Source organism: Streptomyces sp. NPDC127098 (assembly GCF_042722465.1).
In the GTDB taxonomy this organism is placed as follows: Bacteria; Actinomycetota; Actinomycetes; order Streptomycetales; family Streptomycetaceae; genus Streptomyces; species Streptomyces millisiae.
In genome coordinates, this window is sequence record NZ_JBHXFJ010000017.1 from 80175 (window position 1) to 106583 (window position 26409).

Below are 26409 nucleotides of genomic sequence, written 5' to 3' on the forward strand. Positions count from 1 at the left end.
GACACGCCTGCGAGGAGCCACCGACCATGGCGGGATACCGCTACTCCCCCCAGTGGGACCAACACGCCAACCGCGACAGCGACATCGTCGACCCCGTCCTGGTGGTGCGGCCGCTGTCCCGCTGGGAGTTCACCACCCGGCAGCCGGTCAACCAGGTCGACAGCGCCCTGGTGTTCACCAGCGCGCGGGGCGGCTACGCCGTCTACGTCCCGCCCCACCGCCCGAGCCGCGGCGAGCTCAGCTCCGGCCGCTTCGTCTCGGTGCACGAGGTGGACCTCGGCATCCACCACTTCCAGCGTCTCTTCCCGCTGCCCTCCAACAACGACGCGTTCTCCTTCCGGGCCGAACTCGACGTCTCGTGGCGGGTGGTGGCGGCGGACCTGGTGGTCGCCAGCCAGGTGCGGGACGTGCCGGCGCACGTCACGCCCAGGCTGGAGGAGCGGCTCCGGGTGGTCTCGCGCGGCTACGCCATCGAGGACAGCGCCCGCGCGGAGGCGGCCGTGCGGAACGACCTCGCCGGGACGCAGCTGGCCCAGGACCTCGGGCTCCACCTGACGTTCCGGGTCCGGCTCGACCTCGACGACGCCGCCCGCGCGCAGCAGACCGCCCTGCGCGACATCGGCTACGAACGGGATCGCGCCGTCCCCCAGTTCGAACTCGAGCGGCTCCAGCAGGCCCACCGGCACCAGTTGGAACAGGCCCAGCTCGCCCACGAGCAGCAGATGTTGGCCGAGAAGGCCAAGTACTACGCCTGGTACCTGGAGCAGGGCGGCGTCGTGTCGTTCGCGCTCCAACTCGCGGAGCACCCGGAGGACCTGCCGCGGGCGCGGGAGTTGCTGAGCCGGGAACAGCAGGCGCTGGTCACCCGCAACCTGGAGATGCTCGACCGGGTGGCGGCCAGCGGCCACTTCGAGAACCACCAGCTGGCCGAGCCGCTGCGGCAGACGCTGCGCGCCATCCACCGGCTCTTCGCCGAGACGCGCGCACCGGCGGCTCCGGCCGCCGAACTGCCGTCGGGGGACGGAGCCGACGGTGCCGGCTCCTGATCCGCCACGGCCCACGCGGCGCCCGTTCCCCGAGGCGCTCGCGGAGCGGCTGCTGGGCGAGATCCGGGTGGAGATCAACCGGGCCGACAGCAAGGCGTCGGTGCTGGTGGCCGGACTCGGGGTGGCGGTCGCGCTGTTCGGCGGCGCGGCCGCCGGCGGCGACTGGTCACCCGGCTCCCTGGCCCCCGCCGGCCGCATCCTGTGGTGGCTCGGCGCGGTGGCCTGCGTGGCCTCCCTGGCCGCGCTGCTGCTGGCCGTGACCCCACGGTACGGCGGCCCACGCTGGTCGCCGGGCGACCCGCTGACCTACTTCGGCGACATCGACCGCGCCCGGGGGACGGGCCGCCTGCGGGAGGCGCTGGAGACCACCGCCGAGACGGCCGAACTCCGGCTACTCCACGCGCTCACCGTCAACAGCCACATAGCGGCGATCAAGCTCCGCTGGGTCCGCGTCGGCCTCGCGACCTTCGCCACCGGCGCGACCGCCCTGGCGACCGCACTGCTCGTCGGCTGAGGCCGCCGAGAGACGACCAGGAAGAGACGAGGTTCGGAGACCACGATGCCCCCACACGACCCACCGCCGCCCTACCCCGGCGGCCCCCCGCCGACGGCGGCACCCACCGGCGAAGCCGCGGCGCCGTACCCGGGCGTAAGCCCGGGAACCCCGCCCCCGTACCCGGGACCGACCACGCCGCCCGCACCGCCGTACCCGGGCGGCAGCCCGGCGCCGCAGGCCAGCGCACCACCGTACCCCGGCGCGGCAGCGCCGATCCCGCAGCCGAACCCAGCCGGCGTCCCAGCTCCCCCGGCGCCTCCGGCGCCGACCGCACCACCCCCGCCGTACCCGAGCCTGGCCCCCGCCCCCGCTCCCGCTCCCCCCTTACCGAGCACGAGCCCGGGAGCTCCGCCGCCATACCCGGGCGGCAGCCCGGCACCGCAGGCCAGCACACCGCCGTACCCCGGCGGGCCCCCACCCACGCCGCCGTACCCGGGCGCGAGCCCGGCTCCGCAGGGCAGCCCACCGCCGTACCCGAGGCTGGCCCCCGCTCCCTCCTTACCGGGATCCCCGCCCGCCTACCCGAACACGCCCCCCACCGCGGCTCCCCCGGCGCCGCCCGGACCGCCCTACCCCGGCGCGGCTGCGCCGATCCCACCACGAACCGCCCCCACTCCGCCGCCCTACCCGAACACAACGCCCGCCCCGGTTTCCCCGGGGCCTCCGGCGCCGACCGCACCACCGCCGTACCCCGGCGCGGTAGCGCCGATCCCGCAGGCCGGCCCACCGCCGTACCCGAACGCGGCCCACGCCCCGGCTCTCCCGGCGCCTACGGCGCCGCCCGCGCCGCGCGTCTTCGATCCCGCCAGGGATCTCGCACTCCACCAGGGCCGCCACCACATCGCCGCCAGTCAGCGCGGCGCGGACTCCGCGGCCGTCACCCGGTTGCTGATCCACCTGCCGCACTTCCTCTGCAGCTTCTTCATCGTCGGCGCGGTCGCCTTCGCCGTCTTCGGGGACGTGCTCGGCTGGCTGCTGACCGCCGGCTGGGTGCTCTCCGGCGGCCTGGTGTTCCACCGTCCCACCGAACGCCGGTTCGCCCACCGGCTGTTGAAGCTGCGGCCGCCGACCGCCGAGGAGTTCTCCTACCTCGCGCCGATCTGGATCGAGATCTGCAAGCGCGCCCAGGTCGACCACACCGTCTACGAGCTGTGGATCGAGGAGAGCGGGGAGATCAACGCGGTGGCCGCGGCCGGCCACATCGTCGGCGTCACCCGGCACTCGGTCACCACCCTGCCGCCCGGCCAGCTGGCCGCCGTGCTGGCGCACGAGCTCGGCCACCACGTGGGCGGTCACCCCTGGGCCGGTCTGATGGGCACCTGGTACGCCCTGCCCACCCGCGTCACCTGGTTCCTGCTGCGCCTGCTCACCGCCGCCGTGTTCTGGATCGCGCGGAAGACGTTCTGCCTCGGCGGGTTCGCCGTGCTCTTCGCCATGCTGGTCACGTTCGCCGCCGCCGTGCTCACCATGCCGTTCGTCTTCGTGCCGATGCTGCTGAGCCCCTACATCCTGGCCGCGGTGAGCCGGAGGGCCGAGCTGCGGGCCGACGAGAAGGCCGCTCAGCTGGGGTTCGCCCCGACCCTGGTCGAGGTGCTGCGCCAGGCCGACCTGGCGGAGCGCGCCGCCCGCGGGTCCGCGCCGCGCGGCAGGCAGGGGCTGATCGAGCGACTGCTGAGAAGCCATCCGAGCGCCGAGGTCCGCATCGAGCGGCTTCGGCGCTCCGTGGGGCCGGCCGGCTGACGGTCGGCTCGCGGTGGCCGGCGACTGGGAGGGGGGTCGCCGGCCACCGCCGCCCGGCGCCATCCGCTATGTTCCGTCCCTGAGACGAACGGCACCGAGACGGAAGGCGGGCAGGCACATGACGTTGGCGCGGGCGCGCAGAGGCGCGCTGTTCCTGTTGAGCGTGCTGGTGTTCTACTCGATCGTGAGCTATCCGAGCCGCTCGGCCGACTTCGCCGAGCTGGCGTTCACCGCGGTGGCGGACGCGGCGACCGGGGTCGGGGATCTGGTGACCGGTTCGGCCGACTAACACGGGGTTTGCCGGTGCTTGCACACGACGGACATGTCTTGTGATGCTATGACTGCCTTTGTGTGGCTATGCGGCTAGTGCACCGTAAGGGGTGGTCGGCAGGTGGCGGCGACGGGGACCCGGGGTGCGAAGGCCCGCGCGGTGACGCAGGCGCTCTTCGAGCGGCTGACCGCCCTGGAGCCCGGGACCGCCGAGCACGCCAGGGTGCGGGGGGCGCTGATCGAGGCCAACCTGCCGCTGGTCCGCTTCGTGGCGCTGCGCTTCCGTAGCCGCAACGAGCCGCTCGAGGACATCGTCCAGGTCGGCACCATCGGCCTGATCCACGCCATCGACCGCTTCGACATGGAGCGCGGCGTGCAGTTCGCCACCTTCGCCATGCCGACGATCGTCGGCGAGATCCGGCGCTACTTCCGGGACAGCGTGCGCACGGTGCACGTGCCGCGCCGGCTGCACGAGCTGTGGGCGCAGGTGCGGACGGCCGCCGAGGACCTGACGGTGACGCTGGAGCGGCACCCGACGCCGGCCGAGATCGCCGAGCGGCTGCGGATCCCGGAGGACGAGGTGCTGGCGAGCATGGACGCGGGCCGCGCCTACCGGGTGTCCTCGCTGGAGGCGGCCAAGGAGCGGGAGGACGGCGGGCAGGGCCCGATCGACCGGCTCGGCTACGAGGACCCGGGGCTGGCGGATGTCGAGCACCGGGCGCTGGTGCGGCACCTGCTGGTCCAACTGCCGGAGCGGGAGCGGCGGATCCTGCTGATGCGCTACTACCGGAACCTGACGCAGTCGCAGATCAGCGCGGAGTTGGGTATGTCACAGATGCACGTGTCCCGGCTGCTGTCGCGAAGCTTCACCCGGCTCCGCTCCGCAAATCCGATCGAGAACTAAGCCTGACGAAGGACCCAACTCCGGGAACTCGCACCTCAGCTGTGCCGTTTTATCGACATGAAGCTACGTCGCGTTGACGACAGGTGACATTCTGTGGAAACCGTGTTTGCCGTGGCGGCAGAGCCGGTATCTCCACGAGGGCGCGTTCTCTCGTCCTGTGTCACCGTCAGCGCGCCGCCGCGACCCGTCCACGACCTAAGGGGGTGGCATGTCCGTAGAACTGGGCAGCTCCAAGGTGCTCACCACGACCGGCACGCCGCATGTTCCCGCGCCGCACGTACCCTCGTTGCCGGCCGAAGCTCCCGCGGAGACCGACAACCTCGATACCCGCACCCTCTCCCGTTCACTCTTCCAGCGGCTCGCCACGCTCGAAGCGGACAGCCCGGAGCGGGCCTACGTCCGCGACACGCTGATCGAGCTGAACCTGCCGCTCGTCCGGTACGCGGCGGCCAGGTTCCGCAGCAGGAACGAGCCGATGGAGGACATCGTCCAGGTCGGCACCATCGGCCTGATCAAGGCGATCGACCGCTTCGACTGCGAGCGGGGCGTGGAGTTCCCGACCTTCGCGATGCCCACCGTGGTCGGGGAGATCAAGCGCTTCTTCCGTGACACGTCCTGGTCGGTGCGGGTGCCGCGCCGGCTCCAGGAGTTGCGGCTCGCCCTCACCAAGGCGAGCGACGAGCTGTCCCAGCGTCTCGACAGGTCGCCGACCGTGCCCGAGCTCGCCGTCTGCCTGGGCGTCAGCGAGGACGAGGTCGTCGACGGGCTCGCCGTGGGCAACGCGTACACGGCCAGCTCGCTGGACTCCCCCTCGCCCGAGGAGGACGGCGGCGAGGGCTCGCTCGCCGACCGCCTGGGCTACGAGGACACGGCCCTGGAGGGCGTGGAGTACCGGGAGTCCCTGAAGCCGCTGCTGGCCCGGCTGCCGGCCAGGGAGCGGCGCATCATCATGCTGCGCTTCTTCGGCAACATGACGCAGTCCCAGATCGGCGAGGAGGTCGGCATCTCGCAGATGCACGTCTCGCGGCTGCTGACGCGCACCCTGGCGCAGCTGCGCGAGGGCCTGACGGCCGAGGAGTGAGGAGGCCCGGACCGGCGGTGGGCCGCCGGTCCGGGAAGAGGGCGCGTGGATCCCACGCCCACGCGTGCCCTCACCCGCTCTCGCGTTTCGGAGTCCGCGCGTGTCCGCGCGTGTCCGGGTGTGTCCGGGTGTGTCCGGGTGTGTCCGCGTGTCAGCCCGTCAGCTGAACGCCAGCCAGGCCACCACGGCGAGCACCGTGATCGCGGCCGCGATGCCCAGGATGACGCCGATCCTGGGCCCTGAGGACTGCGGCGCCACCGGCGTCGGCTGCCGGCTCGCCGTGCCGCCGGCGGTTCCTCCCTGGTCGACGAACGCCTGGAACATCTGCGTGCTGCCGGCCGGGTCCGGTTGGTTCGGGCCCTGCGGCGCTTGGGGGTTGTGAGCCATGCCTGCCGACCCTAGCGAACCCCGGCCGGAGCGGAACAGCCCGGTCCGCCTCGCGGCGAGCATCCGGTTCGGTCCAGGCTCTTGAATTGGTCTATGCCAAGCGCTATGTCGTGTACATGAGACGCTTCTCACCCCCACGCCTCCGCCGGCTGCTCACCGGCACCCTGCTGCTGGCCCTGGCCGGCGCGCTCCTCCAGACCCCCGCCGGGGCCGCCGCCGAGGCCCGGCCGCCGGACCAGGACCCGGCCCTCGCCGCGCCGCTGGCCGTGGTCTTCGAGGACACCTTCGACGGCCCCGCCGGCACCGCCGTCAACGGCGCCCGCTGGCAGCTGGAGACCGGCGACAACGTCAACAACCACGAGCTGCAGTACTACACGGGCGGCACCAACAACGCCGCGCTCGACGGCCAGGGCAACCTGGTGATCACCGCCCGCCGCGAGAACCCGGGCAACTACACCTGCTGGTACGGCCGGTGCGAGTACACCTCGGCCCGCCTCAACACCGCGGGCCGGTTCACCGCGCAGTACGGCCACGTCGAGGCCCGGCTGCGGGTGCCGCGCGGCCAGGGCATGTGGCCCGCGTTCTGGATGCTGGGCAACGACATCGGCTCCATCGGCTGGCCGGCCAGCGGCGAGATCGACGTGATGGAGAACGTCGGCTTCGAGCCGGGCACCGTGCACGGCACGCTGCACGGCCCCGGCTACTCGGGGAGCGAGGGCATCGGATCCGCCTACACGCTGCCCGGCGGCCAGGCGTTCGCCGACGGCTTCCACACCTTCGCGGTCGACTGGTCGCCCGGCCGGATCAGCTGGTCGGTCGACGGGCAGGTCTACCAGACCCGCACCCCGGCCGACCTGGGCGGCGACCCCTGGGTCTTCGACAAGCCGTTCTTCCTGATCCTCAACCTCGCGGTCGGCGGCTACTGGCCGGGCAACCCGGACTCCACCACCGTCTTCCCGCAGCAACTGGTCGTCGACCACGTCCGGGTCAGCACCTCGGACGCCGGCGCGCGCACCGGGCCGATCACCGGACTCGGCGGGAAGTGCGTGGACGTCGCGGGTGCCAACACCGCGAACGGCACCCCCGTCCAGCTGTACGACTGCAACGGCACCGCCGCGCAGTCCTGGACGGTGGGCGCCGACGGCACGCTGCGCGCGCTCGGCAAGTGCCTGGACGTGGTGGACGGCGCCACCGGCGACGGCGCCCGGCTCCAGCTGTGGGACTGCACCGGCGGCCCCAACCAGCGGTGGGTGGTCACGGCCGCCCGGGACATCGTCAACCCGCAGGCCGACAAGTGCCTGGACGTGACGGACAACTCCACCGCCAACGGCACCCGGCTCCAGCTGTGGACGTGCGCGGGCACCGCCAACCAGAAGTGGACGGCGCCCTGACGCCCGGCCCTCTGACGCCCGGCGGCGGCCGGCCCGCTACGGCGCCACCGCCAGCCTGAGCACCGGCACCCCGTCGAGCGTGCGGACCTCCAGCCACTCGATGGCCGCCCGCGACATCGGGGTGCCGACCGTCATCGACGCGCTGTTCTCCGGCAGCGCGCGCCAGCTGGCCAGCTCCTCCGTCTCGCCGTCCCTGCCGACCGCGACCAGCACGTACGCGCCGCCCTCGCCGTCGCCGTACTGGCACTCCATCTCCACCCTGGTGCCCCAGTCGGCGTCGGCGAGCGAGACGTCCGCCCGCACCGGCCAGTCGCCGAGCGGCGTCATCGGGCCGCCGGCCGCCACCGGCGGACCGCCGTCCGGCCCGCCCTCGCCGTCGGAGCCGTCGCCACCGCCCGCGAACACCGCCGAGAACACCAGCGCCAGGCAGGCCGCGAGCGCCAGCAGCGCCGCCGAGAGCGTGGTCGTGAAGCGCCGGCGGCGCTCCCGCGCCACCCGCGTCAGCAACCCCGGCAGCAGGTCCTCCGGCGGAGCCGGCTCGACGCCGGCCGCGGCCAGCCCGTCCGGGTCGGCCTGGCTGAGCAGCCCGGGTATGCCGGCGAGCTGCCGCACCGACTCGGCGCAGCGGTCGCAGCCGCGCAGGTGCTCCTCGAAGTCGGATCTGTCCTGCGGGGAGAGCGCGCCGAGCACGTACGCGCCGTCCCAGGTCTCGAACGGGTCGACGCCCGCTGCCCCCACCCCGTTCATCGGGTCACGCCCTTCTCCTCGAGCACCAGGCGCAGCGCACGGAGGGCGTAGTGCGTCCGGGATTTGATGGTTCCCTCCGCGACGCCGAGGCGGGCGGCGGCCTCGGCCACCGAGTATCCCTGGAAGTAGCAGAGGGTCAGCACCTCGCGGTGGCGCGCGGAGAGCTCCGCGAGGGCGTCGGCGACCAGCCAGCCCTGCACCGCGCGCTCCGTGTCGTCGGGCACGGCGAGCTCGGGGGGCTCGTCGGTGGTTATCTCGGAGCGCGCCGCCGCCGAGCGCCACCCGTCGATGACGATGCGCCGGGCGACGGTGAACAGCCAGGCGCGCGCCGAGCGCGCGGTCTGGTCAAGCACGCCGGGGTGGCGCCAGGCACGTAGCAGCGTCTCCTGGGTCACGTCCTCGGCCCGCGCCCGGTCGCCCCCCGTGAGGTGCAGGGCGAACGACCAGAGCGCGGCGGCGTGTTGCTCGTGCAGGGCACGCATCAACTCGTCCTCCGCGGCATCGCTCATGCCTGCCCGCCCTGGCCCTGCCCTTGCCCCTGGCCCTGGCCCTGGAGCCCGCCGCGGTGCCGGCCCCGGCGGCCGGCGGGCGGCGGCAGGTCCCGCTTCCGCGACCTGGCGGCGTACCGCCGCGCCAGCAGCACGAGCCCGAAGACCACGCAGGCCGCCTCCGTGATCACGCCCCACAGCTCCTCGTCCGTCCTGAACTGCTCCTGGACGTCGAAGAAGCCGACCGTCAGCGACATCACATAGGCGCCGAGGGTGGCGACGCCGAAGCCGACCGCGGCCAGCTCGGGCAGCCAGTGGCCGCGCCAGAGCAGCACGGCGAGCGCGATCACCGGGCCCGCGACCACGTTGACCATGAAGAGCGGCCCGACGACGTCCATGAAGCGGGCCCAGTCGTCCCAGACCACCCAGTGCACCCACGCCGAGCCGATAAGTCCCGCCGCGACCAGCAGTCGCGACAGCCAGCCGATGACCATCCCTCGCTACCTTCCCGCCGCGCTCCCACGACGCACCCACGCTGCCATGCGCGCTTCCGTCCACGCACCCGTTCGCCCCTGACACGAGACGCGCGCCCCCCGGGTTCAATCGCGCGCCCTCCTGTTTCCCCTCGTTTTCCGCCCGCCGTTGAACCGAATCTCCCGGGACCTCGTTTGCTGGGGTATGACAGCGACCTCACACAGCCGCCGCACCGTGCTCGCCGCGACCGCCGCCTCGGCCGGAGCGCTGGCCCTGGCCGCGTGCGGCAGCGAAGACGACAGCTCCTCCGGCTCCCCCTCCCCCAGCCAGGCCGCCGACGGCGGCGCCGGCTCGGAGGCCGGCGGGGACGAGGCCTCGGCCGGCTCGGGATCCGGCTCGGCCGGCGGCACCGCGATCGCCGACGTCGCCGACGTGCCGGTGGGCGAGGCCGTACCCGTCACCGCCGACGGCCAGGAGGCCATGCTCTTCCGCGCCGACGAGACGACTGTGGCCTGCTTCAGCGCCATCTGTACCCACGCCGGTTGCAGCGTGCAGCCCGAGGGCGTGGAGCTGCGCTGCCCCTGCCACCAGTCCGTCTTCGACGCCGCCACCGGCGAGGTGCTCGGCGGCCCGGCCCCCGAGCCGCTGCCCGCCATCGGGGTGAGGATCGAGGGCGACCAGATCGTGACGGAATAGCCGCCTCCGGCGCCGGGTTTGCCCCGGCATGAGTGCAGACACCCCCACCCTCAAGGCCACGCTCGGCGCCTTCGGCGTCTGGAGCGCCACCCTCAAGTCCGAGGAGCCCGGCCGCCGCGCGGAGATCGCCGACGCGGCGGCCGAGCTCGACGAGCTCGGCTACGGCGCCATCTGGCTCGGCGGCAGCCCCGGCGTCGAACAGGCCGTGCCGCTGCTGGACGCCACCCGCCGGATCACCGTGGCCACCGGCATCCTCTCCATCTGGCTGCACTCGGCCGAGGACGTCGCCGCCCGCTACGCCGACGCCGACGAGAGCTCGGGCGGCCGCTTCCTGCTGGGCCTCGGCGTCAGCCACGGCGCCCTGACGGACCGTTACCGCAAGCCGTACTCCGCGATGCGCGACTACCTGACGGCGCTCGACGACGCGCCGCGCCCCGTCCCCGCCGGGCGCCGGGTGCTGGCCGCGCTCGGCCCGAAGATGCTCGAACTCTCCCGCGACCGCGCCGCCGGCGCACACCCCTACCTGGTGACGGCCGAACACACCGCCCAGGCCCGCGCCACCCTGGGCGAGGACACGCTGCTCGCCCCCGAGCTCAAGGCCGTCCTCGACCCCGACCCGGCACGGGCGCTCGCCACGGCCCGCGCCTACCTCTCGCGCTACCTCGCGCTCCCCAACTACACCAACAACCTGCTGCGGCTCGGCTTCGCCGAGGAGGACCTCACCGGCGGCGGCAGCGACCGCCTCGTCCACGCGCTCTTCGCGCTCGGCGAGCCGACGACGGTGCGGGCCAGGGCCGAGGAGTTCCTGGCCGCCGGCGCCGACCACGTCGCGCTCCAGGTGGTCACGGGCGACGGACACGAGGACTTCCCGCTCGCCGCCTACCGCGCTCTCGCCGAGGCGCTCCCCCTGAAATAGCCCCGCGGCCCCGATCATGACCCCCATGACCACTCCCGACCCCCACCCCTCCGCCCACACCCTCCACCTCGCCCAGCGCCCCGAGGCCGACGAACTCCTCGGTCGCAGCCCGCTGGCCCGGCTCGTCGGCATGCTCCTCGACCAGCAGGTGCCCATGGAGTGGGCCTTCACAGGCCCCTACACCATCGCCCGGCGGATGGGCGGCGACGACCTCGACGCCCGCGAGATCGCCGCCCGCGATCCCGAGGAGTTCGCCGCCCTGCTCGCCACCAAGCCCGCCGTCCACCGCTACCCCGGCTCGATGGCGCGCCGGGTGCAGCAGCTGTGCCAGTACCTCGTGGACCACTACGACGGCGACGCCGGCACCCTCTGGCGCGACGTCGACGACGGCCGCGAGCTGCTGCGCCGGCTCAACGCGCTGCCCGGCTTCGGCAGGCAGAAGGCCCAGATCTTCCTGGCCCTCCTCGGCAAGCAGCTCGGCGTCACCCCCACCGGCTGGCGCGAGGCGGCGGGCGCCTACGGCGAGGAGGGCGCCTACCGCTCCGTCGCCGACATCACGGGACCCGACTCCCTGACCCGCGTCCGCGAGACGAAACAGGCCGCGAAACGCGCGGCGAAGTCGTAGCCTCCCCCTCATGCTCCTGGGGGAACTCATCGGCTCCGGCCGCACCGCCGACGTCCACGCGCTGGACGACCACCGCGTGCTGCGCCGCTACCGCGACGGCCGGGACGCCGCCGAAGAGGCGGCGGTCATGGCGTATCTCGGCACCCACGGCTACCCCGTCCCGGCCGTACACCCCGGCGCCCCGACGCCCGCCGACCTGATACTCGAACGCCTCACCGGACCCACCCTCTTCGCCTCCCTGCTCGCCGGCGACACCCCGATCCCGGCCGGCGGCCGGCTCCTCGCCGACCTCCTCACCCGCCTCCACGCCGTCCCACCCCGCCACGCCGACCCGATCCTCCACCTCGACCTGCACCCGGAGAACGTCCTCCTCACACCGCGCGGCCCCGTCGTCATCGACTGGCACGACAGCGCCGAGGGCCCACCCGGCTACGACCTCGCCGTCTCCGCGATGATCCTCGCCGAGGTCGCCGTCGCCGACTCCCCGATCGCCGGCCCCTCGGCGGCCCTCCTGACCGCCCTCCTCGACGCCCTCGGCCCGACCGCCGCCACCATCCCCGCCCACCTCCCCCGCGCCCACGCCCGCCGCGCCGCCAACCCCACCCTCCGCCCCGGCGAACACGAGGCCGTGGACGCCGCGCTGTCCCTGCTCCACCGCCAACCTCAAATTTCGCTCTGAGACTGCGGCCCCCACACTTCGAGGGGCCCCTGCTCGGGCATGGTGGTGATGTGAAGGCGACCCTGCGGGACCGGACCTGCGTTCGGAGTGTGGCCATGACAGGAACTTCCTCCCCCATGCCGTCCCCCCTGCCCTCCTCCGTGCCGGAGATCGGCACGATGGCACGCGACACCGCGCGCGACCGGGTCGGCAGAGTCATGGCCCACCTCTACGGCACCATCTGGCTCCGCCCACCCGGCGGCGGCCAGGAATGGACCGCACGCCCGGAGGACGTCCGCCCCATCAGCGCGAGCGAATCCCTGAGCCACCGCGTAGCCGAAGCCAACCGCCGCGCACGCAACGCGCGTTGACAACGCCGCCGCGCCGCTCTCCCCCTGGGTGACCCACCGCGTCACCACGACGCCGAACTCGAAAACCACCACCCCCACGCCGAGGACCGCCGCGCCCTCTCCCTCGCCACGAACCGCGCGTCCCGCCAGTTCCACGCCCTCACCAAGGACGCCCTCCACCGCCTCCGCGACGGCGTCTACACGGACCCGGAACGCAGCCTGACTCGACGACCGCGACCGGTGCACCGAGGCCCAACTCCTCGCCCCGAACCGGTCCTCGCCGCCTCCCGCGACCTCAACACCGTCCTGGCCGACATCGACGCCGTGACCAAACGCATCGACCGCGGCCACCCCCGCGCCGGCGAACCCCCGACCAGGCCCTCCTGGCCCTCAAGGCCGCCGAACCGAAGCTCACCACCCTGATTCAGACCATGCGCCGAGAACACGGCACGGCGGGTTGAGGCGCGAGCCTCCGGCCCCAACCGTGACGACAGAGCCACGCGGCCATCCACGGCCTCACCAACACACTTGCCAAGTCTGTTCGTGCTTCGCTGAGCGTTGTCCGGGCCCGTCCGCCTGCGTCCTCGACGGCCGGAGGTCGCCCGCAGCATGAGCGGCGGCTCCGTCCGAACGGCCGTGAACGGCGCTGAATGAGACGGACAGCGGACGGGCCCCACTGGGCATCCTGACGGTCGAGGAGGCCCCATGGCGCTGCCCCGCAAGGGCTCACGACGCATCGTCGTCCACGGCACGACCTACCGGTGGCAGCTGCGCCGGCGCCCCACGTACGCCCAGGCCCTGTGCTGGACCCCCTGCACTTTCGCGGTTGAACACGAAGACACTCCAGGGACGACGCTCGTCGTCACCACCAACCAGCCGCACGTCAGCAACTGGGTCGGCCGTCCGGCCACCCCTCTGCTGCCGTACGACGTCGCTCACGCCATCGAACATGCCCTCCGCCAATGCTGGACCCCAGCGGTCCCCGGGCCCCCTTTGCACCTCGACAGATCCGCCGGCTTCGTTGCCTCACGGTGAGCTGATGCAGAAGATGGCCCGTCGTCAGACATGGGCTTGTCGTCTGAGCTATGCCTGGACCTGGACCAAGGTGGGCCGCGCCGCCGGCACGGCCCACCTTCTGATCCGTAGCTCAACAGAGATCGGGCGTTAAGGGACGCACAGGTCATATGCGGGCCGGCGAAGGACAGGCCTGGCCGCCTGCGGTTGCTGTGGTTACGGTACTTCGCTGCTGTACCGCAACCCGACTCGCGCTAACGCCGGGACAGAAGCCGCTCGTACAGAACGAGGAGAGGGGCCACGTAGCCGGACGCTTCGGACGCGGATGCTTGCCCGCTGCTGATCAGGACGACGCCTGCCGCGAAGGCGGTGGTGTACACGATGCCCGTCACTAACGGCGGGACTGACTGATGATCTTGCGCGCGCTGAGCCATAATGCTCACGGCACCTCTCAGATAGGAGCCTCAGCCACCCGCCCTCCGGCCAAGGGTTCGCGGGTGGCTTCAGCTTGTTCGCCGCCGCGCGGGCCTCGCGCAGCGTGCCGCGATTCTGCACCAGTACGCCCAGCGCTCGCAACTTCGAAGGCCGCCAGGCCTTCTTCCCTTGGATTTACGTATCGGTTGGCGCAAGTTGAGACGTATAACCTTGGAATCCAAGGTGGGTGCGGTCGACGTCGTGGTTGGCGGAGCGGGTTTGGCCGGTGTCCTGCCTGGGCTGGGATCGGCATGGGCAGGGGGCCCTACGCTCGTCCAGCTGATCGGGCGGGGCGGAGCCCTGCCCAGTAAATCCGGTCGATGGCCCCTGCCCTTGCCCGATGAGGGCCCCGGACCAGGCAGGTGGGTAAAGCCCTGGAGCCGACCCCCAGCCGCGAAGGCGCCTTCAACGGGGTTCTGCCCTGCCTTGTGGGCCGCGTGTGGCCTTGCCCGTGGGGCGTAGCGAGGGCGAGACAGGAGCCGCCCTGTCAACCAGAGGCGCTCAGAGCTCTTCGTCCCGAAGCAACTTGGGTGGGCGCCTGGCCTCGGGCGGTTGTGCCTCTCACCTACTGCCGTGGTCCGCAGATGTGTGCAGGTGTCCGCCGCTGTCTGTCGACAATGTCACGCAGTTAGACACTCAGGATGCATCTCAGGCCACCGTCGGACCAGCTCCATGCCGTTCGTGAAGCTGTTTCACTTGCTTGACCCAGAAGCCGAACTTCTCATCGGCAGACGCGCTCATGGGCAGAAGCTTGAGCTCCTTGGCCAGCTGGTAGAAGCCAGAGCCAGCGTCATTGGCCCCCAGGTAGTTCACCAGGGCCGAGAGCATGACAGGCGGGTCTGAGGGTGCGATCTCCTGGTCTCGTTCCACGATCAGTCCAAGCAGATGCCCCATCGCGGCTCGTTCGTCAGCACGCTCGAAGTCGAAGGGACGGCAGCCGGTTCGCCTGGCCAGAGTCACGTTGAGCTCCGTGTAGGAGGTGAGCTTGCCCAGCTCCGCTCGCTCGACGAGGAAACCACGACCAGCGTGTACCAACTCTTCCCATTCACTGTCCGTGCGCCCGTATCCAGCCATCCTCGCCCCTTGAGGTCACCGATCCGCGAACAGGAACGTACAGTGCCGACGCAGTGCCCACAACCGCTCGATGAGCTAAGCGTTGCAGCTCCGGGGCATGGCAAGAAACACCCCATCTCGCCTGACGTCACCGTGCGATGGAAACCCGTATTGCAGTAGGGCGCTGACCTGGTCGCCGTTGGTCAACCTCGGCGGGCCTCGGACGGCCCAGGAGACCCCGATGTCGTCACCGCTGAGGCCAGCCCGCCCTACAGGGCTTCACCTGTAGAACGGCCTGCCAGACGCACGGGCCCGCTGTCCCTGAGCCAGTCGCACGAACGCCCCGGTCGCGAACCAGTCGAACAGCAATCCGCACATAAACTACGAAGTACTCCTTCAGTGCCAGTTGGGCATCACCCGGAATGCGACCCGTCGCGCGAGGTCAGGGGCAAACAGTCACCGACTACCTGGCCGTGAAGTCCATTCCACAGCGACACCCTATTGACTGAAGTGGAAGATGATACACATGCCCCTAGTAATTCCAAGCTTGAGGGTCGGCCTTCCGGCCCACTCGGCGAATATCTGCGGACAGCTTTTCGCTAGTATCCGACCATCGCCAAGGCAATCCCGAGTCTTTCACTTTCGACCACTGCCTATCCAGGTAGAGGCGAAAATACTCACTTCGAGTGACCCGTTCCGGCAAGGTGTGATCATCTTTAATCAGGTTTCTGTACTGATCGTCAACAATCGGCGTGTCAACGAGCATCGCATCAACGTACGCGAAATAGGCAAGCAGCACACGAGTCGTGTATGCACCCACGGTGGTGATTCTATAGTGAAGCCGCGGAGTCTCTCCTGAATGGCGCGGAGCGGTATCAAGAAGCCTTTTCTCCACAGCATAGTCAAGCGCATTTGTCACTTGCCCGATGTCAAAGCCTAGATTCTGAGAAAATTCGAAAAGCGATTCCGCCGAAACGTACCCTTCATCCCCGACTCGCTCGCCCAAAATTTGGGCCTGGCTGAGAAGCAGCGGCAATAGGAAGTGTTCCCGGCCGTCGGGTTGGGTGATTCGGAATAGATTCGCAATTGGGGAAGATTGCGGATCGTAGTAAACCCCATCACCGAACAGTAGAGCCCGAAGGAACTCGTGCAGTGGTACGGTGTAGCGACCGCTCTCTTGAAAAATTCGGATCATCTTGGCGGTATCGATATGCCCGCTACCGATAAATCCTGTAACGAAGGTGAGCGCCAGTCGCATGTTGCCTCCGGCGAGATTATCGATGAGCGCGAGCAAGTTATCATTCGATCGAAAATTCTCTGCGAGAATTTCGAGGAAGACCTCAAGGCTTTCGCTATCGACAGTCACGTTAGCCGGAAAGGAACCCAAGCGCCCCGTTGTCCGCAGTTGCCCCAGAGCAAAATCAACTCGCCGCTGCAGCATCACGTCTGCTCGCGGTGGCGCGATAGTAAAAACGCGTGCTTGGTATCCAGAAAGGGTGCCGCTACGACTGGATCGATAAAAGGTCTCAGGACGCAGCGTTACAAAGACTGTGGCTGGCCATGTTTGCGCGAGCTCATTCGCGATTAGGAATACCTGTTCCTGATCTTCACTGCTCCGCTGGTCGATATTATCCAAGAAGATGACGAGTTGCCTGCGCCAGTTGGATCGAAGGTGTTCTAGGCTGGCCTTCAAATGACCAGCGCGATCCTCGACAGCCCGCCGAAGAAGATTAATTTTTTCCTTCTCGTATGCGACAGGATCGATATCTTTGAGGCGGCCGACCACACCCCGTTCGAACCGATTCAGCGCACCATGATGCACTGCTTCTACGAAAGAAGCATCTTCGATATCAGCATCATAGTTCTCGCGCAATTGCCGAATAGACTCCTCAATCACGTGTGAATCAATCCGGGTGAGTGTCGTAGAAGATCCAAAATCGATGTACAGGCTGATTGCTTTATCGAACAACTCCTCCGCATCGACATGCACTAGTCGTTGAATGAAGGTTGTCTTACCTACTCCAACATCGCCTAGAAGCACGATTGGCCTCCGCGCCGCTGCGGCTGCCAGCATGTCTTGCGTCAGGTGCTGATTAAGGCCCTTCTTGCCCTCGATAGGAGATACATCCGGCCCGTCCTCCTCGTTGAGCAATGCGTACCGGGTTCGGAGGATTTGCTTACTCACCTCAGCATACTGCGAGAGCGCACCACTCGACGCATAGCATTCACGCAAGAAATCCTTGCGCAACTCTTCGAGGCGAGTGACGTCTTCTAGGAAAAGCTCGCCCAAAATGTCAAGTCCGGATTGCAGACTATTTCTCCGCTTCGATCCTGGATAGTTGACCAAATGCATCGAAAGAGGCTCGGGCGGAGGTGCTTCAAGCAGGCTCACCGTGCTGTGAAGAACCTTGGCGTCGACACCACTCGCGGAAGCGTTATCCCACAATAGTCTGAAGTCTGCTCTCATATCGGCAAGACTGGGGAATACCAATGCCCTACCCTTTAGGGGTGGCACCCCGTCCATCCGGGCCGCAATAAAGAGGACGAGCTGATGTCCGTTAGTCACGCCTGCAGGCGCCACACCATTGCGCGCGGCATACTCTGCGACTTGCGTCAAGGCATCTTTGAGGGACTTCCCTTTGTCCCCGATGGTGAGATTTTCGATTTTATGAATGCCGGTACCGATTCCTGCCGGCAGCTCGAAATGAATCCCCTCGCGCTTCGCCTCAACGATGAGCTGTGTAGCAGGAGAACCTAGGGCGTAGTCGATCCAACCTGTGCCAGCCTTTTCTTCTGCCCTAATGTTAGCCCTTGGCCAACGAAGCACATCGATAAGAAGTTTATCGATCAGGTGGAGTCGAGTAGTTGCCTCGTTACGCTTATCGCCGACCGCATTACTTTCAGCCCACTCGATTAGTTCATCAAGAGCGGATTTTCCCGAATCGTAAATGCTCGACAAGTTTACCGGCCCTGACTATGGAGGGATGAACGCTGGCGGTGTAAGCGTATCGGTTGCCATGGGTGCGATCCACAACGGATCAGCTGATGAGAACGATCTTGAACCGGTGCCTGTCTCACAGGGGTAAGTCATCCCACGAGGTCGGCGGAGTGGGTTTGGCCGGTGTCCCGCCTGGGTTGGGATCGGGCATGGTCGGGGGTCTTACGCTTCCTCAGCGAATCGGGCGGGGCGGAGCCCTGCCCGGTGAATCCGGCCGATGCCACCTGGTCTTGCTCGATGAGGGCCCCGGACCGGGGAGGTGGGTAAAGCCGTGGAGCCGACTCCCAGCCACGATGGACCCGCTTTCATCGCAACCATGGTTGAGCCTGTGTTGGTGCGCGGCCGGCGGGCTCGGGTCGGAGCGGGGCGGAGACAGGAGCGGCGGCCCGGGGCCGCCGCTGCCGCGCGCGCCGCGCCTGGGGCGCGGCGCCTTGAAGTCGTGGAGAAGGTTGTAAGTCACTTGGTCTGGCGGCGGTGGGGGCGTTGGCGGTCGCGTTCGATCTGGTAGGCGGCGGTTTCGGCGCAGTCCAGGACGAGGCGGAGTTTGGTGAGGATGTCTCGGCGGGCCTGGCTGATGAGTTCGTAGTGGTCTGGGCTGTCGCCGCGTGGTGCCCAGAGGCCGCGGTGGCCGTGTTCGTTGACGGCGTTGCGGCAGTACTGGATCACGGCGTTCATGGCTACGCGGAACTCGTCGCGGTAGCCCTGTTCGATCTCGGGGCGGAGCGGTGCCTCGTGGTCCTGGTCGTCGTCGTGGGTGGGGTGTTGGTTGGTCATGGGGCCTGCTTGGGGAGTGCGGTGCGGTTGGCGGGGCGTGCGGACAGTAGGTAGTGGAGGCTGTCTTCGTGGATGGTGTGGGCGTAGAGCTCGCCGTTGACGAGGAGTGCAAGGGCGTGTTCGTGCTCGGCTTGGTCGGTGAGCCAGTGGCGCACGATCGTGGCGGCTGGTGGGTCGAGTTGGTCTGCGATGTGGGCGGCGCGCGTGTGGAGCCAGCGCATCGCCAGGCGGGGTGTGGCTGCGGGGTGGGAGCCGAGCCAGAACGTTCGGTGCCCTTGGGGGTGGTAGGCGATGGCTTCGCACCAGTAGCCCAGGCGGAGTTCGAGGCGGACCGCGCGGGCCCTGGTCAGCATGTTTCGGGTGCTGTGCTGTTGGGGTGGAGTTCGGCGGTGACGGTGTGGCCTCGGTGGTCGCCGTGGATGGTGACGGTGTCGGCGTAGGCGTGGACGAGTGCCAAGCCTCGACCGCCCGTGTTGTCGGTCGTCGGGTCCTGGACGTGGGGGCGGGTGGTGGTGCCTCCCGAGTCGGTCACGGCGATGGTGATGCCTTCGGGGGAGCGGGTGAGGGTGAGGCGGAAGCCGCCGCCGGTGGTGTGGGCGAGGGCGTTGGTGCCGAGTTCCGTGACGATCAGGGCGGCGTCGTCGGCCCATGGTTCGCCCTCGAAGATTTCTCGAACGAATTTGCGTGCCCTGGTGATCTCTTGCGGAATGCCGCGACAGGTGACTACCCAGACACGGAAACGACTCATATACTCGTGCATACAAGTTCCTTTCTGCTGGTAGACGGTTATGGGCAGGTCGGTTGTGCTAGATGAGTTTCACGCCGTCGTGGGCGCGGATGGCCGGCGGGTTGGCCGTGTCCATGGCGTCCAGGACGCGGACGGCGTATGCCTCGTCGGCGAGCTGGCTGACTTCGTCTCGGGTGGCCCAGCGGATGGCCTTGGTCTCGGCGCCGGTCGTCGCGCTTCCGCCGAGTGCTTCGCAGCGGAAGACCATGGCGATGATCAACGCGTTCATGTTCTTGTAGATGCCGGTCAAGGTGGCCGGGTGGGCGATCTTGATGCCGGTCTCTTCGAGGACTTCGCGCTCAAGGGCTTCGGGGATGGTCTCGCCTGCTTCGAGGACTCCGCCCGGCGGCTCCCAGTGCCCGTTGTCGCGTCGCTGGATCAGCAACGCGCGGCCGGCGTCGTCGATGATGACTCCGGCGACGCTCACGGAGTGCAGGCGTTGGGTGGTGCTCACGCGGGCTCAACTCTCTCGGTAGCTGACTAGGATCACACCGTAGCAAGGACGCTTGGCAACTTGTCTAGATATCTAAAGGAGTAATCGGTGATGGCCGCTATCCCCTCCGGCGTGCTGGGCGCGCTGGATTCCACCAGCGACCGGGCGGTGTTCCGCCAGATCGCTGATCAACTGCGGGAAGCGATCGACAAGGGGCGGTTCACCGAGGGTGCCAAGCTCCCGTCCGAGGCCGAGCTGGTGGAACACTACGGGGTTTCGCGGATGACGGTGCGGAACGCGCTGTCCGTCCTCCAGGGCGAGGGCCTGGTGCACTCCGAGCACGGCCGAGGTGTGTTCGTCCGTCCTCGCCCGCCCGTGCGGCGGCTGGCCTCGGACCGGTTCGCCCGGCGCCACCGCGACCAGGGCAAGGCGGCCTTCACCGTGGAGGCCGAAGCCGCGGGAAGTCACCCGGAAGTCGACAGCCTCGAAGTCAAGGAAGAACGACCGACACAGGATGTGTCCGCGCGACTGGGCACCCCGCGCCGGGTGCTGGCTCGACGGCGGAGGTATCTGCTGGATGGGCGGCCGGTGGAGTTCGCGACGTCGTATCTTCCGCTCGACATCGCCCGGGGCACCCCGATCGCGGAGCCCAACCCGGGGCCCGGTGGCATCTACGCCCGGCTCGAAGAACTCGGCCACCAACTTGACCACTTCGAGGAAGAGATCCGCGCGCGGATGCCCATCCCGAACGAGGTCAAGTTCCTGCGCCTGGCGGCCGGCGTCCCCGTCATCCACCTGATCCGCACCGCTTTCGATACCAAGGGGCGGCCGGTAGAGGTGTGCGACACCGTGATGGCAGCTGACGCCTACGTCCTCGCCTACCAACTCCCTGCCATCTAGGCGGGGAAGAAGGGCACCCTGCGAGCGGTCGGTGGGGCAGCAGCCCTGCGAGTCGGAGTGGCTCGAACTCAACCTTTCGGTCTGCGGACCTCGCTGCCGCCCATGGCCACGGTAGTGGGCGGCCGTAGCGCGGTGAAGCAATGCAGTATGAGCTACTGGGCAGACATCGCCACGCAGTCGCTGGGCGCACTGGTGGGCACCCTGGCCGGTGGGGCCATCACCGTGTTGGTGGCGCGCTGGCAGACCAACAAGTCGATCACGGCTCAGGCTTCTCTGGCCACCGCAGAGCATGCCGCCAGCCTGCGTCTCGACCAGGTGAGCCGAGAACGTGCCAGGTCGACGGACGCCGCTCGAACGCTTCTGGAACGGCTGGCAGATCTGTACGCATGGCTGCCCTCCCTCCCCGATGTCTCCGCCGAGCACCCCCACTTCAGCCGCCACGCACGCGATCAATGCCAGAAGGCGATGGAGTCCGTCCGACGCGGGATGATCACCGACCTCTACGCGATCAGCGATCAGGCTACCCGTGAGCGCTACCGCGAACTCGTGCGCTTGGCCTACGACGTCGGGTGGAGAGGGGTGGGCTCGGGGCACAGGGAACGACAGATACGGGACGTGAAGCACTACCTTCGCTACGTCCAACATTCGCTCGAAACCGTCATCGATGGACGCCCGCTTCCCGGTCGAGCCGATCCGCCGGTCCTCGACCGCCCAGAAGGCGAAGCGTGGCAGCCTCCTGTCGTGCCGTGGCACTGGGGCGACCCGGCCGACGGGAGCTGACGCCTGATCTCACCGGCGTCAGAGGTGCCGCTTGGCCGCCCGGACGAGGGCGCTGATGGCGTCGCGGGTTTCGCGGCGGCGGGTGTCGAGTTCGGGGCGGGTGTCGGTCTTGTACAGCTTGGTGACGGCGGCGAGGACGTCCTCGGCGGTGCGGCTCAGGGTGTCGTCGTCCGTCAGCATCTGGACGCGGAACAGGGCCTCCTGGGCCTCGGAGCGCAGGTCGTAGGTGCGCGGCCGGACCGTCTCCGGGTCTTCCGGGGGCGGCTGTTCGTGGAGGCAGAACCACAGGTGGATGAGCGAGCGGCGGTAGTTGAGGAGGGTGCCGGCGTAGGTGGCGTAGGCGTCGAGGCGTTCCTGGCGGAGACGTTCGTCGCGGGTGAAGGCGTGGGTGCGGTCGGTCGTGCGGCGTTGGAAGGCGAGGGTGAGGCCGGAGCCGAGGAGTGTGCCGAGGACGGCTATCGCGCTGGCGATGATGGCTTCCACGCAGGGCAGGGGATCACGGGAGGTCGGCGTAGGACCAGCCGGTCCAGCGGGTGATGGTGATCTCGATGACGGGTCCCTCGGGTGGGTGGTCGTCGTACTGCGGATACTTGGCGCGCAGCCAGGCGATGCGGGGGTCGGCCGGGAGGACGCGTGCCGTGCCGTCGCCGCGGGCCCACCAGAGGTGGGTCCAGTCGTCGTCGTAGTGGTCGACGAGGACGCTGACGCGGGGGTTGGCGGCGATGTTGGCGAGGCGCCGCAGCCGCTGATGCCGTTTCGGTTTGTGGTCGACCGCGGTGACGAGCGTGTCACCGCGGGCCGCGAACGTGGCGGGGACCTGGTGGGGGGTGCCGTCGGGGGCGACGGTGGCCAGGCGCAGGACGCGGGCCTCGGCGACGAGGTGACGGGCCGTGGCGGAAGGGAGACGCATGGTCCCGGCATAGCCGCCGGTGGTGACGAAAGCCACCCGAAGTGCGCCGGTTCGCGACTTGGTGCGCCATCTGGATGACCGATACGCTCCGTCAGACAACGAAAGCTCTCGGGGAAGTGCTCAATCCGCCGGACAAGGCGACACGGGCGGCCGTCAGGAGGTTCACCGGTGACTGAGACATCCCCTTTACGAGGTGAAGGGGTCGCTCCGCTGACCCCGTTGCCCGCCGACTTCCGCGCCTTCCACCAGCTCTACCGGCCGGCGTACGTGCGCTGGGCCGAGCTTCACCTCGGCGGTCGGGACGAGGCCGAGGAGGCCGTCGACCGCACGTTCGAGCAGATGGCAGCGGAGTGGGGCGAGGTGCTCAGGGCGGACAGCCCGGCCGGGCACGCCTGGGCGCTGCTCAAGCGGCACACCGAGGAGGCCGCGCGAGTGCGCGGGCGGCGGCCGGTGGTGATGGACACCGCCGCCTTCGAGACCGTGGCCCTGCGGGACGCCGTCGACCCCGTCGGGGAGCTCGCCGAGTCCCTCAGCGTGTACCAGGCCATCCGGGAGCTGCCCGAGCGGCAGCACGACGTCATCGTGCTGCGTTACTGCATCGGCTACAGCACCGCCGAGACCGCCGACATCCTCGGAATCAGCGAGCCCGGGGTACGCTCGACGGCCCGCTACGCGCGGCACCGGCTCAAGGAGACGCTGGGGCTGAGCGGCGAGGCGGCGAAGGAGGGCGGTGACGATGAGCAGGTCCATTGACGAGGTGCTCGCCCGGGCGGTGCTCGCCGGCGCGCCGCGCACCTACACCCGGCAGGAGATCGACGCGGCCGAGTCGCGGATAGCGGCCAGGGTGGCCGACCGGACGCGGTGCGAGGCGCTGGGCCCCGACCTGCTGTCGTGTCCCGGCAGCAGGGCCGCCGAGATCGCCCGCTCCCTCCGGACGCTCTGTCGCACGGTGGTCGAGCAGGAGGGCGCGCTCCAGCACATGGCGGACCTGCTCGGCGGCCGGATCCCCGAGCCGGACGGGGCGCGGGTGCTCGGCTGCGTGCTCCAGCTGGCAGGGCAGGAGGACGGCGCCCGCTTCTGGTGGCAGTTCTCCGCCGGCGCCGGGGACGGGGTCGCCTCCTACTGCCTGTACCTCCACCACCTCACCCTCGGGGAGGAGTGGGAGGCCGAGCTGTGGCACCGGCAGGCCGAGCCCGACCGGCACCCGCACGACCCAGTGAGCGATCCTGAGGACGGCAGCGACCCGGCCCTCGTGCTGCGGGTGCTGGCCCTGCTGCGCGGCGAGCCGGGCTATCTGACGGCCGCCGCGGCGGCCGTCGTGCACTACGTCCCGGACGCCATGCGCTTCGTCGACGAGATCGAACTCCCCCTCCCCGACGAGGACTTCGCGCAGCGCATCGAGGAGCTGACCGCCTGACGATCATCAGGTGTATCCCTGAGGGTCCCTGACGAAGGACGACCGCCCCCTCCACCTGTGGGAGGTGGAGCCAGGCCCCCTTCTACACCCTGGGGGGGATGTCCCATCGCGACCTGTGGCCGATCCGCAGGGGGGTCGATGTCTCCTAGTTTGTAAGGCATGACCACGCCCAGGACGGTCCAGATGGGGACCCCGCCGACCTTCACCTCGTATGTGCAGGCGCGCGGCCCGGTGCTGCTGCGCACGGCCCGCTCGCTGACGTCCAACCCGAGCGACGCCGAGGACCTCCTCCAGACCGCCCTCACCAAGACCTACCTGGCGTGGGAACGCATCGAGGACCACCGGGCCCTTGACGGTTACGTCCGCCGGGCCCTGCTCAACACCCGCACCTCCCAGTGGCGCAAGCGGCGCGTCGACGAGTACGCGGTCGACGAGCTTCCCGAGCCGGAGCCGCTGCCCGAGCCGGACCCGGCCGAGCGGCAGGCCGTGCGGGACGCCATGTGGCGGGCGGTCGTCCGGCTGCCGGCCAGGCAGCGCGCCATGGTCGTCCTCAGGTACTACGAGGACATGAGCGAGGCCGCCACGGCCGAGCTGCTCGGCGTCTCCGTGGGCACGGTCAAGAGCGCCGTCTCGCGGGCGCTCGCCAAGCTCCGGGAGGACGCCGAGCTGGCGGGGATCGTCGACGGGGTGGAGCGCGCGGACACCGTGCTGGCCGCCGCCTGAACCACGCCCTCAGGGGGTGTCGGGGGATCGGCGCAGCCGCCAGAATCGGCGGGGACAACGTTGTCGACGCGTGCCCCTGGAGGCCCCGTTGTACGGCACCATGCAGGACGTCCCGCTCCTCGTCAGCCGCATCCTCACGCACGGCGCCACGATCCACGCCGGCTCGCGCATCACCACCTGGACCGGCGAGGGGGCGCCGCGCCGCCGCACCTTCGCCGAGAGCGCGGAACGCGCCGCCCAGCTCGCCCACGCCCTGCGGGACGACCTCGGGGTCATGGAGGGCGGCGTCGTGGGCACCCTGATGTGGAACAACGCCGAGCACGTCGAGGCGTACTTCGCCGTCCCGGCCATGGGCGCCGTGCTCCACACGCTCAACCTGCGGCTCCCGCCCGACCAGTTGGCCTGGATCATCGAGCACGCCGGGGACCGCGTGATCCTCGTCGACGGCAGCCTCGTGCCGCTGCTCGCCCCGCTGCTGCCGGCGCTGCCCGGCGTCGAGCACCTGGTCGTCGTCGGCCCCGGCGACCACGCGGCGCTCACCGCCACCGGCACCCGCGCCGCCGTCCACGACCACGAGGAACTGATCGCCGGCCGCCCCACCTCGTACCCCTGGCCCGAGCTGGACGAGCGCACCGCCGCCGCCCTCTGCTACACCTCGGGCACCACCGGCGAGCCCAAGGGGGTGCTCTACTCGCACCGCTCGGTCTACCTGCACTGCGTGCAGATCAACATGGCCGAGTCGATGGGCCTGACCACCGCCGACACGACCCTGCCGGTGGTGCCCATGTTCCACGTGAACGCCTGGGGCATCCCGCACGGCGCGTTCATGTCGGGGGTCAACCTGCTGCTCCCCGACCGCTTCCTCCAGCCGGGGCCGCTCGCCGACATGATCGCCGCCGAACGCCCCACCCACGCCGCCGCCGTCCCCACCATCTGGCAGGGCCTGCTCGCCGAACTCGCCGAACGGCCGCGCGACATCTCGGCCCTCACCCGGGTCACGATCGGCGGCTCCGCCTGCCCGCCCGCGCTGATGCGGGCCTTCGAGGAACGGCACGGGGTCCGCGTCCAGCACGCCTGGGGCATGACCGAGACCTCGCCGCTCGGCACCCTCTGCCATCCGCCGACCGGCCTCACCCCCGAGGAGGAGTGGCCCTACCGCGTCACCCAGGGCCGGTTCGCGGCCGGCGTCGAACCCCGGCTGGTCGGCCCGGACGGCACGGTCCTGCCGTGGGACGGCGTCTCGGCCGGCGAGCTGGAGGTGCGCGGGCCCTGGATCGCCGGCGCCTACCACGGCGGCGCGGGTGCCGAGCCCGAGCGCCCGGCGGACCGGTTCAGCGCCGACGGCTGGCTGCGCACCGGCGACGTCGGCGTCATCTCGCCCGACGGGTACCTCACGCTGACCGACCGCGCCAAGGACGTCATCAAGTCGGGCGGCGAGTGGATCTCCTCGGTGGCCCTGGAGAACCACCTGATGGCCCACCCGGGGGTCGCCGAGGCCGCCGTCGTGGCCGTGCCCGACGACACCTGGGGCGAGCGCCCGCTGGCCGCCGTCGTCCCCGGTCCTGGCGTCGAGGCCGTCGACTACGCCGAGTTGCGCGCGTACCTCGGCGAGCGGGTGCCGCGCTGGCAGCTGCCCGAGCGGTGGGCCACCATCACGGCCGTGCCCAAGACGAGCGTCGGCAAGTTCGACAAGAAGGCGCTGCGGGCCGGCTACGCCAAGGGCGACCTCGACGTCACCCTGCTGCCACGCCAGAGCCGGGGCGAGGCGGAGGACGGGGCCGAGGCCGAGGCCCGGCCGTCCTGACGCCGGCCGGGCC

General features: G+C 69.9%; 30 protein-coding genes. 18 read left to right on the plus strand and 12 right to left on the minus strand.

What is annotated here, in order from left to right:
• The first annotated feature begins 26 nt into the window (after nt 1-26).
• The 6 genes from ACFWI8_RS13875 to ACFWI8_RS13900 all read left to right on the plus strand — a co-directional run bounded on the left by ACFWI8_RS13875 (nt 27) and on the right by ACFWI8_RS13900 (nt 5597).
• Nucleotides 27-1046, plus strand: coding sequence for a PE-PGRS family protein (locus tag ACFWI8_RS13875; RefSeq protein ID WP_387090024.1), 1020 nt, complete (start codon nt 27-29; stop codon nt 1044-1046).
• Nucleotides 1033-1560 (plus strand): Pycsar system effector family protein, encoded by a 528-nt coding sequence (locus tag ACFWI8_RS13880; RefSeq protein WP_387090027.1) that lies wholly within the window; start codon nt 1033-1035, stop codon nt 1558-1560. The genes ACFWI8_RS13875 and ACFWI8_RS13880 overlap by 14 nt, the downstream gene beginning before the upstream one ends.
• A 927-nt stretch (nt 1561-2487) precedes the next feature.
• Nucleotides 2488-3342 (plus strand): M48 family metalloprotease, encoded by an 855-nt coding sequence (locus ACFWI8_RS13885; RefSeq protein ID WP_387090030.1) that lies wholly within the window; start codon nt 2488-2490, stop codon nt 3340-3342.
• A 118-nt stretch (nt 3343-3460) separates the two neighbouring features.
• Nucleotides 3461-3631 carry a hypothetical protein gene (locus tag ACFWI8_RS13890; protein WP_387090033.1) on the plus strand — a complete coding sequence of 57 codons (171 nt, stop codon included), beginning with the start codon at nt 3461-3463 and terminating at the stop codon, nt 3629-3631.
• Nucleotides 3632-3733: 102 nt separating this feature from the next.
• Nucleotides 3734-4516 (plus strand): SigB/SigF/SigG family RNA polymerase sigma factor, encoded by a 783-nt coding sequence (locus tag ACFWI8_RS13895; RefSeq protein ID WP_311596470.1) that lies wholly within the window; start codon nt 3734-3736, stop codon nt 4514-4516.
• Nucleotides 4517-4724: 208 nt separating this feature from the next.
• Nucleotides 4725-5597 (plus strand): RNA polymerase sigma factor SigF, encoded by an 873-nt coding sequence (locus ACFWI8_RS13900; protein ID WP_387090036.1) that lies wholly within the window; start codon nt 4725-4727, stop codon nt 5595-5597.
• Between the two features lie 159 nt (nt 5598-5756).
• Here ACFWI8_RS13900 and ACFWI8_RS13905 read toward each other — a convergent pair whose 3' ends face one another.
• Complete coding sequence (locus ACFWI8_RS13905; protein WP_387090038.1) at nt 5757-5984, minus strand: hypothetical protein; 228 nt, start codon at nt 5982-5984, stop codon at nt 5757-5759.
• 116 nt (nt 5985-6100) lie between these two features.
• Between ACFWI8_RS13905 and ACFWI8_RS13910 the strand changes: the two genes are divergently transcribed.
• Nucleotides 6101-7375 (plus strand): lectin, encoded by a 1275-nt coding sequence (locus ACFWI8_RS13910; RefSeq protein ID WP_387090041.1) that lies wholly within the window; start codon nt 6101-6103, stop codon nt 7373-7375.
• Nucleotides 7376-7411: 36 nt separating this feature from the next.
• Here ACFWI8_RS13910 and ACFWI8_RS13915 read toward each other — a convergent pair whose 3' ends face one another.
• Genes ACFWI8_RS13915 through ACFWI8_RS13925 form a run of 3 tightly spaced genes read right to left on the minus strand, consistent with a single transcriptional unit; the run spans nt 7412 to nt 9104 of the window.
• Nucleotides 7412-8122, minus strand: a complete 711-nt coding sequence (locus tag ACFWI8_RS13915; protein WP_387090044.1) for an anti-sigma factor family protein — start codon at nt 8120-8122, stop codon at nt 7412-7414.
• Complete coding sequence (locus tag ACFWI8_RS13920) at nt 8119-8631, minus strand: sigma-70 family RNA polymerase sigma factor (protein ID WP_132932233.1); 513 nt, start codon at nt 8629-8631, stop codon at nt 8119-8121. The genes ACFWI8_RS13915 and ACFWI8_RS13920 overlap by 4 nt, the downstream gene beginning before the upstream one ends.
• Entirely contained in the window at nt 8628-9104 is a 477-nt protein-coding gene (locus tag ACFWI8_RS13925; protein ID WP_387090047.1) for a hypothetical protein, read from the minus strand. Before ACFWI8_RS13925 ends, ACFWI8_RS13920 begins: the two co-directional genes overlap by 4 nt.
• Nucleotides 9105-9288: 184 nt before the next feature.
• Between ACFWI8_RS13925 and ACFWI8_RS13930 the strand changes: the two genes are divergently transcribed.
• The 5 genes from ACFWI8_RS13930 to ACFWI8_RS13950 all read left to right on the plus strand — a co-directional run bounded on the left by ACFWI8_RS13930 (nt 9289) and on the right by ACFWI8_RS13950 (nt 12350).
• Nucleotides 9289-9780, plus strand: coding sequence for a ubiquinol-cytochrome c reductase iron-sulfur subunit (locus tag ACFWI8_RS13930; RefSeq protein ID WP_387090050.1), 492 nt, complete (start codon nt 9289-9291; stop codon nt 9778-9780).
• Between the two features lie 28 nt (nt 9781-9808).
• Nucleotides 9809-10696, plus strand: a complete 888-nt coding sequence (locus tag ACFWI8_RS13935) for an LLM class F420-dependent oxidoreductase (protein WP_387090053.1) — start codon at nt 9809-9811, stop codon at nt 10694-10696.
• Nucleotides 10697-10721: 25 nt separating this feature from the next.
• Nucleotides 10722-11321, plus strand: a complete 600-nt coding sequence (locus tag ACFWI8_RS13940) for an HhH-GPD-type base excision DNA repair protein (protein WP_387090056.1) — start codon at nt 10722-10724, stop codon at nt 11319-11321.
• A gap of 10 nt (nt 11322-11331) precedes the next feature.
• Nucleotides 11332-12000: a phosphotransferase gene (locus ACFWI8_RS13945; protein WP_387090059.1), complete on the plus strand. Its 669-nt coding sequence runs from the start codon at nt 11332-11334 to the stop codon at nt 11998-12000.
• A gap of 95 nt (nt 12001-12095) precedes the next feature.
• The gene (locus ACFWI8_RS13950; protein WP_387090061.1) at nt 12096-12350 is read left to right on the plus strand and encodes a hypothetical protein; all 255 of its coding nucleotides are present in this window, start codon (nt 12096-12098) and stop codon (nt 12348-12350) included.
• A gap of 2115 nt (nt 12351-14465) precedes the next feature.
• Here ACFWI8_RS13950 and ACFWI8_RS13955 read toward each other — a convergent pair.
• The 6 genes from ACFWI8_RS13955 to ACFWI8_RS13980 form a co-directional block, all read right to left on the minus strand.
• Nucleotides 14466-14891 carry a hypothetical protein gene (locus tag ACFWI8_RS13955; protein ID WP_387090064.1) on the minus strand — a complete coding sequence of 142 codons (426 nt, stop codon included), beginning with the start codon at nt 14889-14891 and terminating at the stop codon, nt 14466-14468.
• A gap of 511 nt (nt 14892-15402) precedes the next feature.
• Nucleotides 15403-17829, minus strand: a complete 2427-nt coding sequence (locus ACFWI8_RS13960) for a hypothetical protein (protein ID WP_387090067.1) — start codon at nt 17827-17829, stop codon at nt 15403-15405.
• A 495-nt stretch (nt 17830-18324) separates the two neighbouring features.
• Nucleotides 18325-18642 (minus strand): hypothetical protein, encoded by a 318-nt coding sequence (locus ACFWI8_RS13965; RefSeq protein WP_387090070.1) that lies wholly within the window; start codon nt 18640-18642, stop codon nt 18325-18327.
• Nucleotides 18639-18995, minus strand: coding sequence for a hypothetical protein (locus ACFWI8_RS13970; protein ID WP_387090072.1), 357 nt, complete (start codon nt 18993-18995; stop codon nt 18639-18641). The genes ACFWI8_RS13965 and ACFWI8_RS13970 overlap by 4 nt, the downstream gene beginning before the upstream one ends.
• Nucleotides 18989-19390, minus strand: a complete 402-nt coding sequence (locus tag ACFWI8_RS13975; protein WP_387090075.1) for an ATP-binding protein — start codon at nt 19388-19390, stop codon at nt 18989-18991. The genes ACFWI8_RS13970 and ACFWI8_RS13975 overlap by 7 nt, the downstream gene beginning before the upstream one ends.
• A 58-nt stretch (nt 19391-19448) precedes the next feature.
• Complete coding sequence (locus ACFWI8_RS13980) at nt 19449-19883, minus strand: NUDIX hydrolase (protein ID WP_387090078.1); 435 nt, start codon at nt 19881-19883, stop codon at nt 19449-19451.
• Nucleotides 19884-19973: 90 nt separating this feature from the next.
• On the opposite strand from ACFWI8_RS13980, the gene ACFWI8_RS13985 reads away from it, so the two are divergent.
• Both ACFWI8_RS13985 and ACFWI8_RS13990 read left to right on the plus strand, forming a co-directional pair.
• Nucleotides 19974-20762: a GntR family transcriptional regulator gene (locus ACFWI8_RS13985; RefSeq protein WP_387090080.1), complete on the plus strand. Its 789-nt coding sequence runs from the start codon at nt 19974-19976 to the stop codon at nt 20760-20762.
• 147 nt (nt 20763-20909) lie between these two features.
• Nucleotides 20910-21542, plus strand: a complete 633-nt coding sequence (locus ACFWI8_RS13990) for a hypothetical protein (protein ID WP_387090083.1) — start codon at nt 20910-20912, stop codon at nt 21540-21542.
• Nucleotides 21543-21560: 18 nt separating this feature from the next.
• Here the strand turns inward: ACFWI8_RS13990 and ACFWI8_RS13995 are convergent, their stop codons facing one another.
• Together ACFWI8_RS13995 and ACFWI8_RS14000 are read right to left on the minus strand one after the other, a co-directional pair.
• Entirely contained in the window at nt 21561-22025 is a 465-nt protein-coding gene (locus ACFWI8_RS13995) for a hypothetical protein (RefSeq protein WP_387090085.1), read from the minus strand.
• Between the two features lie 13 nt (nt 22026-22038).
• Nucleotides 22039-22452, minus strand: a complete 414-nt coding sequence (locus ACFWI8_RS14000; RefSeq protein WP_387090088.1) for a TIGR03668 family PPOX class F420-dependent oxidoreductase — start codon at nt 22450-22452, stop codon at nt 22039-22041.
• 219 nt (nt 22453-22671) lie between these two features.
• Here ACFWI8_RS14000 and ACFWI8_RS14005 point away from each other — a divergent pair, with 219 nt between their 5' ends.
• The 4 genes from ACFWI8_RS14005 to ACFWI8_RS14020 all read left to right on the plus strand — a co-directional run bounded on the left by ACFWI8_RS14005 (nt 22672) and on the right by ACFWI8_RS14020 (nt 26396).
• A complete protein-coding gene (locus ACFWI8_RS14005; protein WP_387090091.1) occupies nt 22672-23205 on the plus strand; it encodes an RNA polymerase sigma factor in 534 nt (177 codons plus the stop codon).
• Nucleotides 23189-23869, plus strand: coding sequence for a hypothetical protein (locus ACFWI8_RS14010; protein WP_387090094.1), 681 nt, complete (start codon nt 23189-23191; stop codon nt 23867-23869). Before ACFWI8_RS14005 ends, ACFWI8_RS14010 begins: the two co-directional genes overlap by 17 nt.
• Nucleotides 23870-24028: 159 nt before the next feature.
• Nucleotides 24029-24592, plus strand: coding sequence for a SigE family RNA polymerase sigma factor (locus ACFWI8_RS14015; RefSeq protein ID WP_311596513.1), 564 nt, complete (start codon nt 24029-24031; stop codon nt 24590-24592).
• Nucleotides 24593-24680: 88 nt separating this feature from the next.
• The gene (locus ACFWI8_RS14020; protein ID WP_387090136.1) at nt 24681-26396 is read left to right on the plus strand and encodes a long-chain fatty acid--CoA ligase; all 1716 of its coding nucleotides are present in this window, start codon (nt 24681-24683) and stop codon (nt 26394-26396) included.
• The last annotated feature ends 13 nt before the right edge of the window (nt 26397-26409 follow it).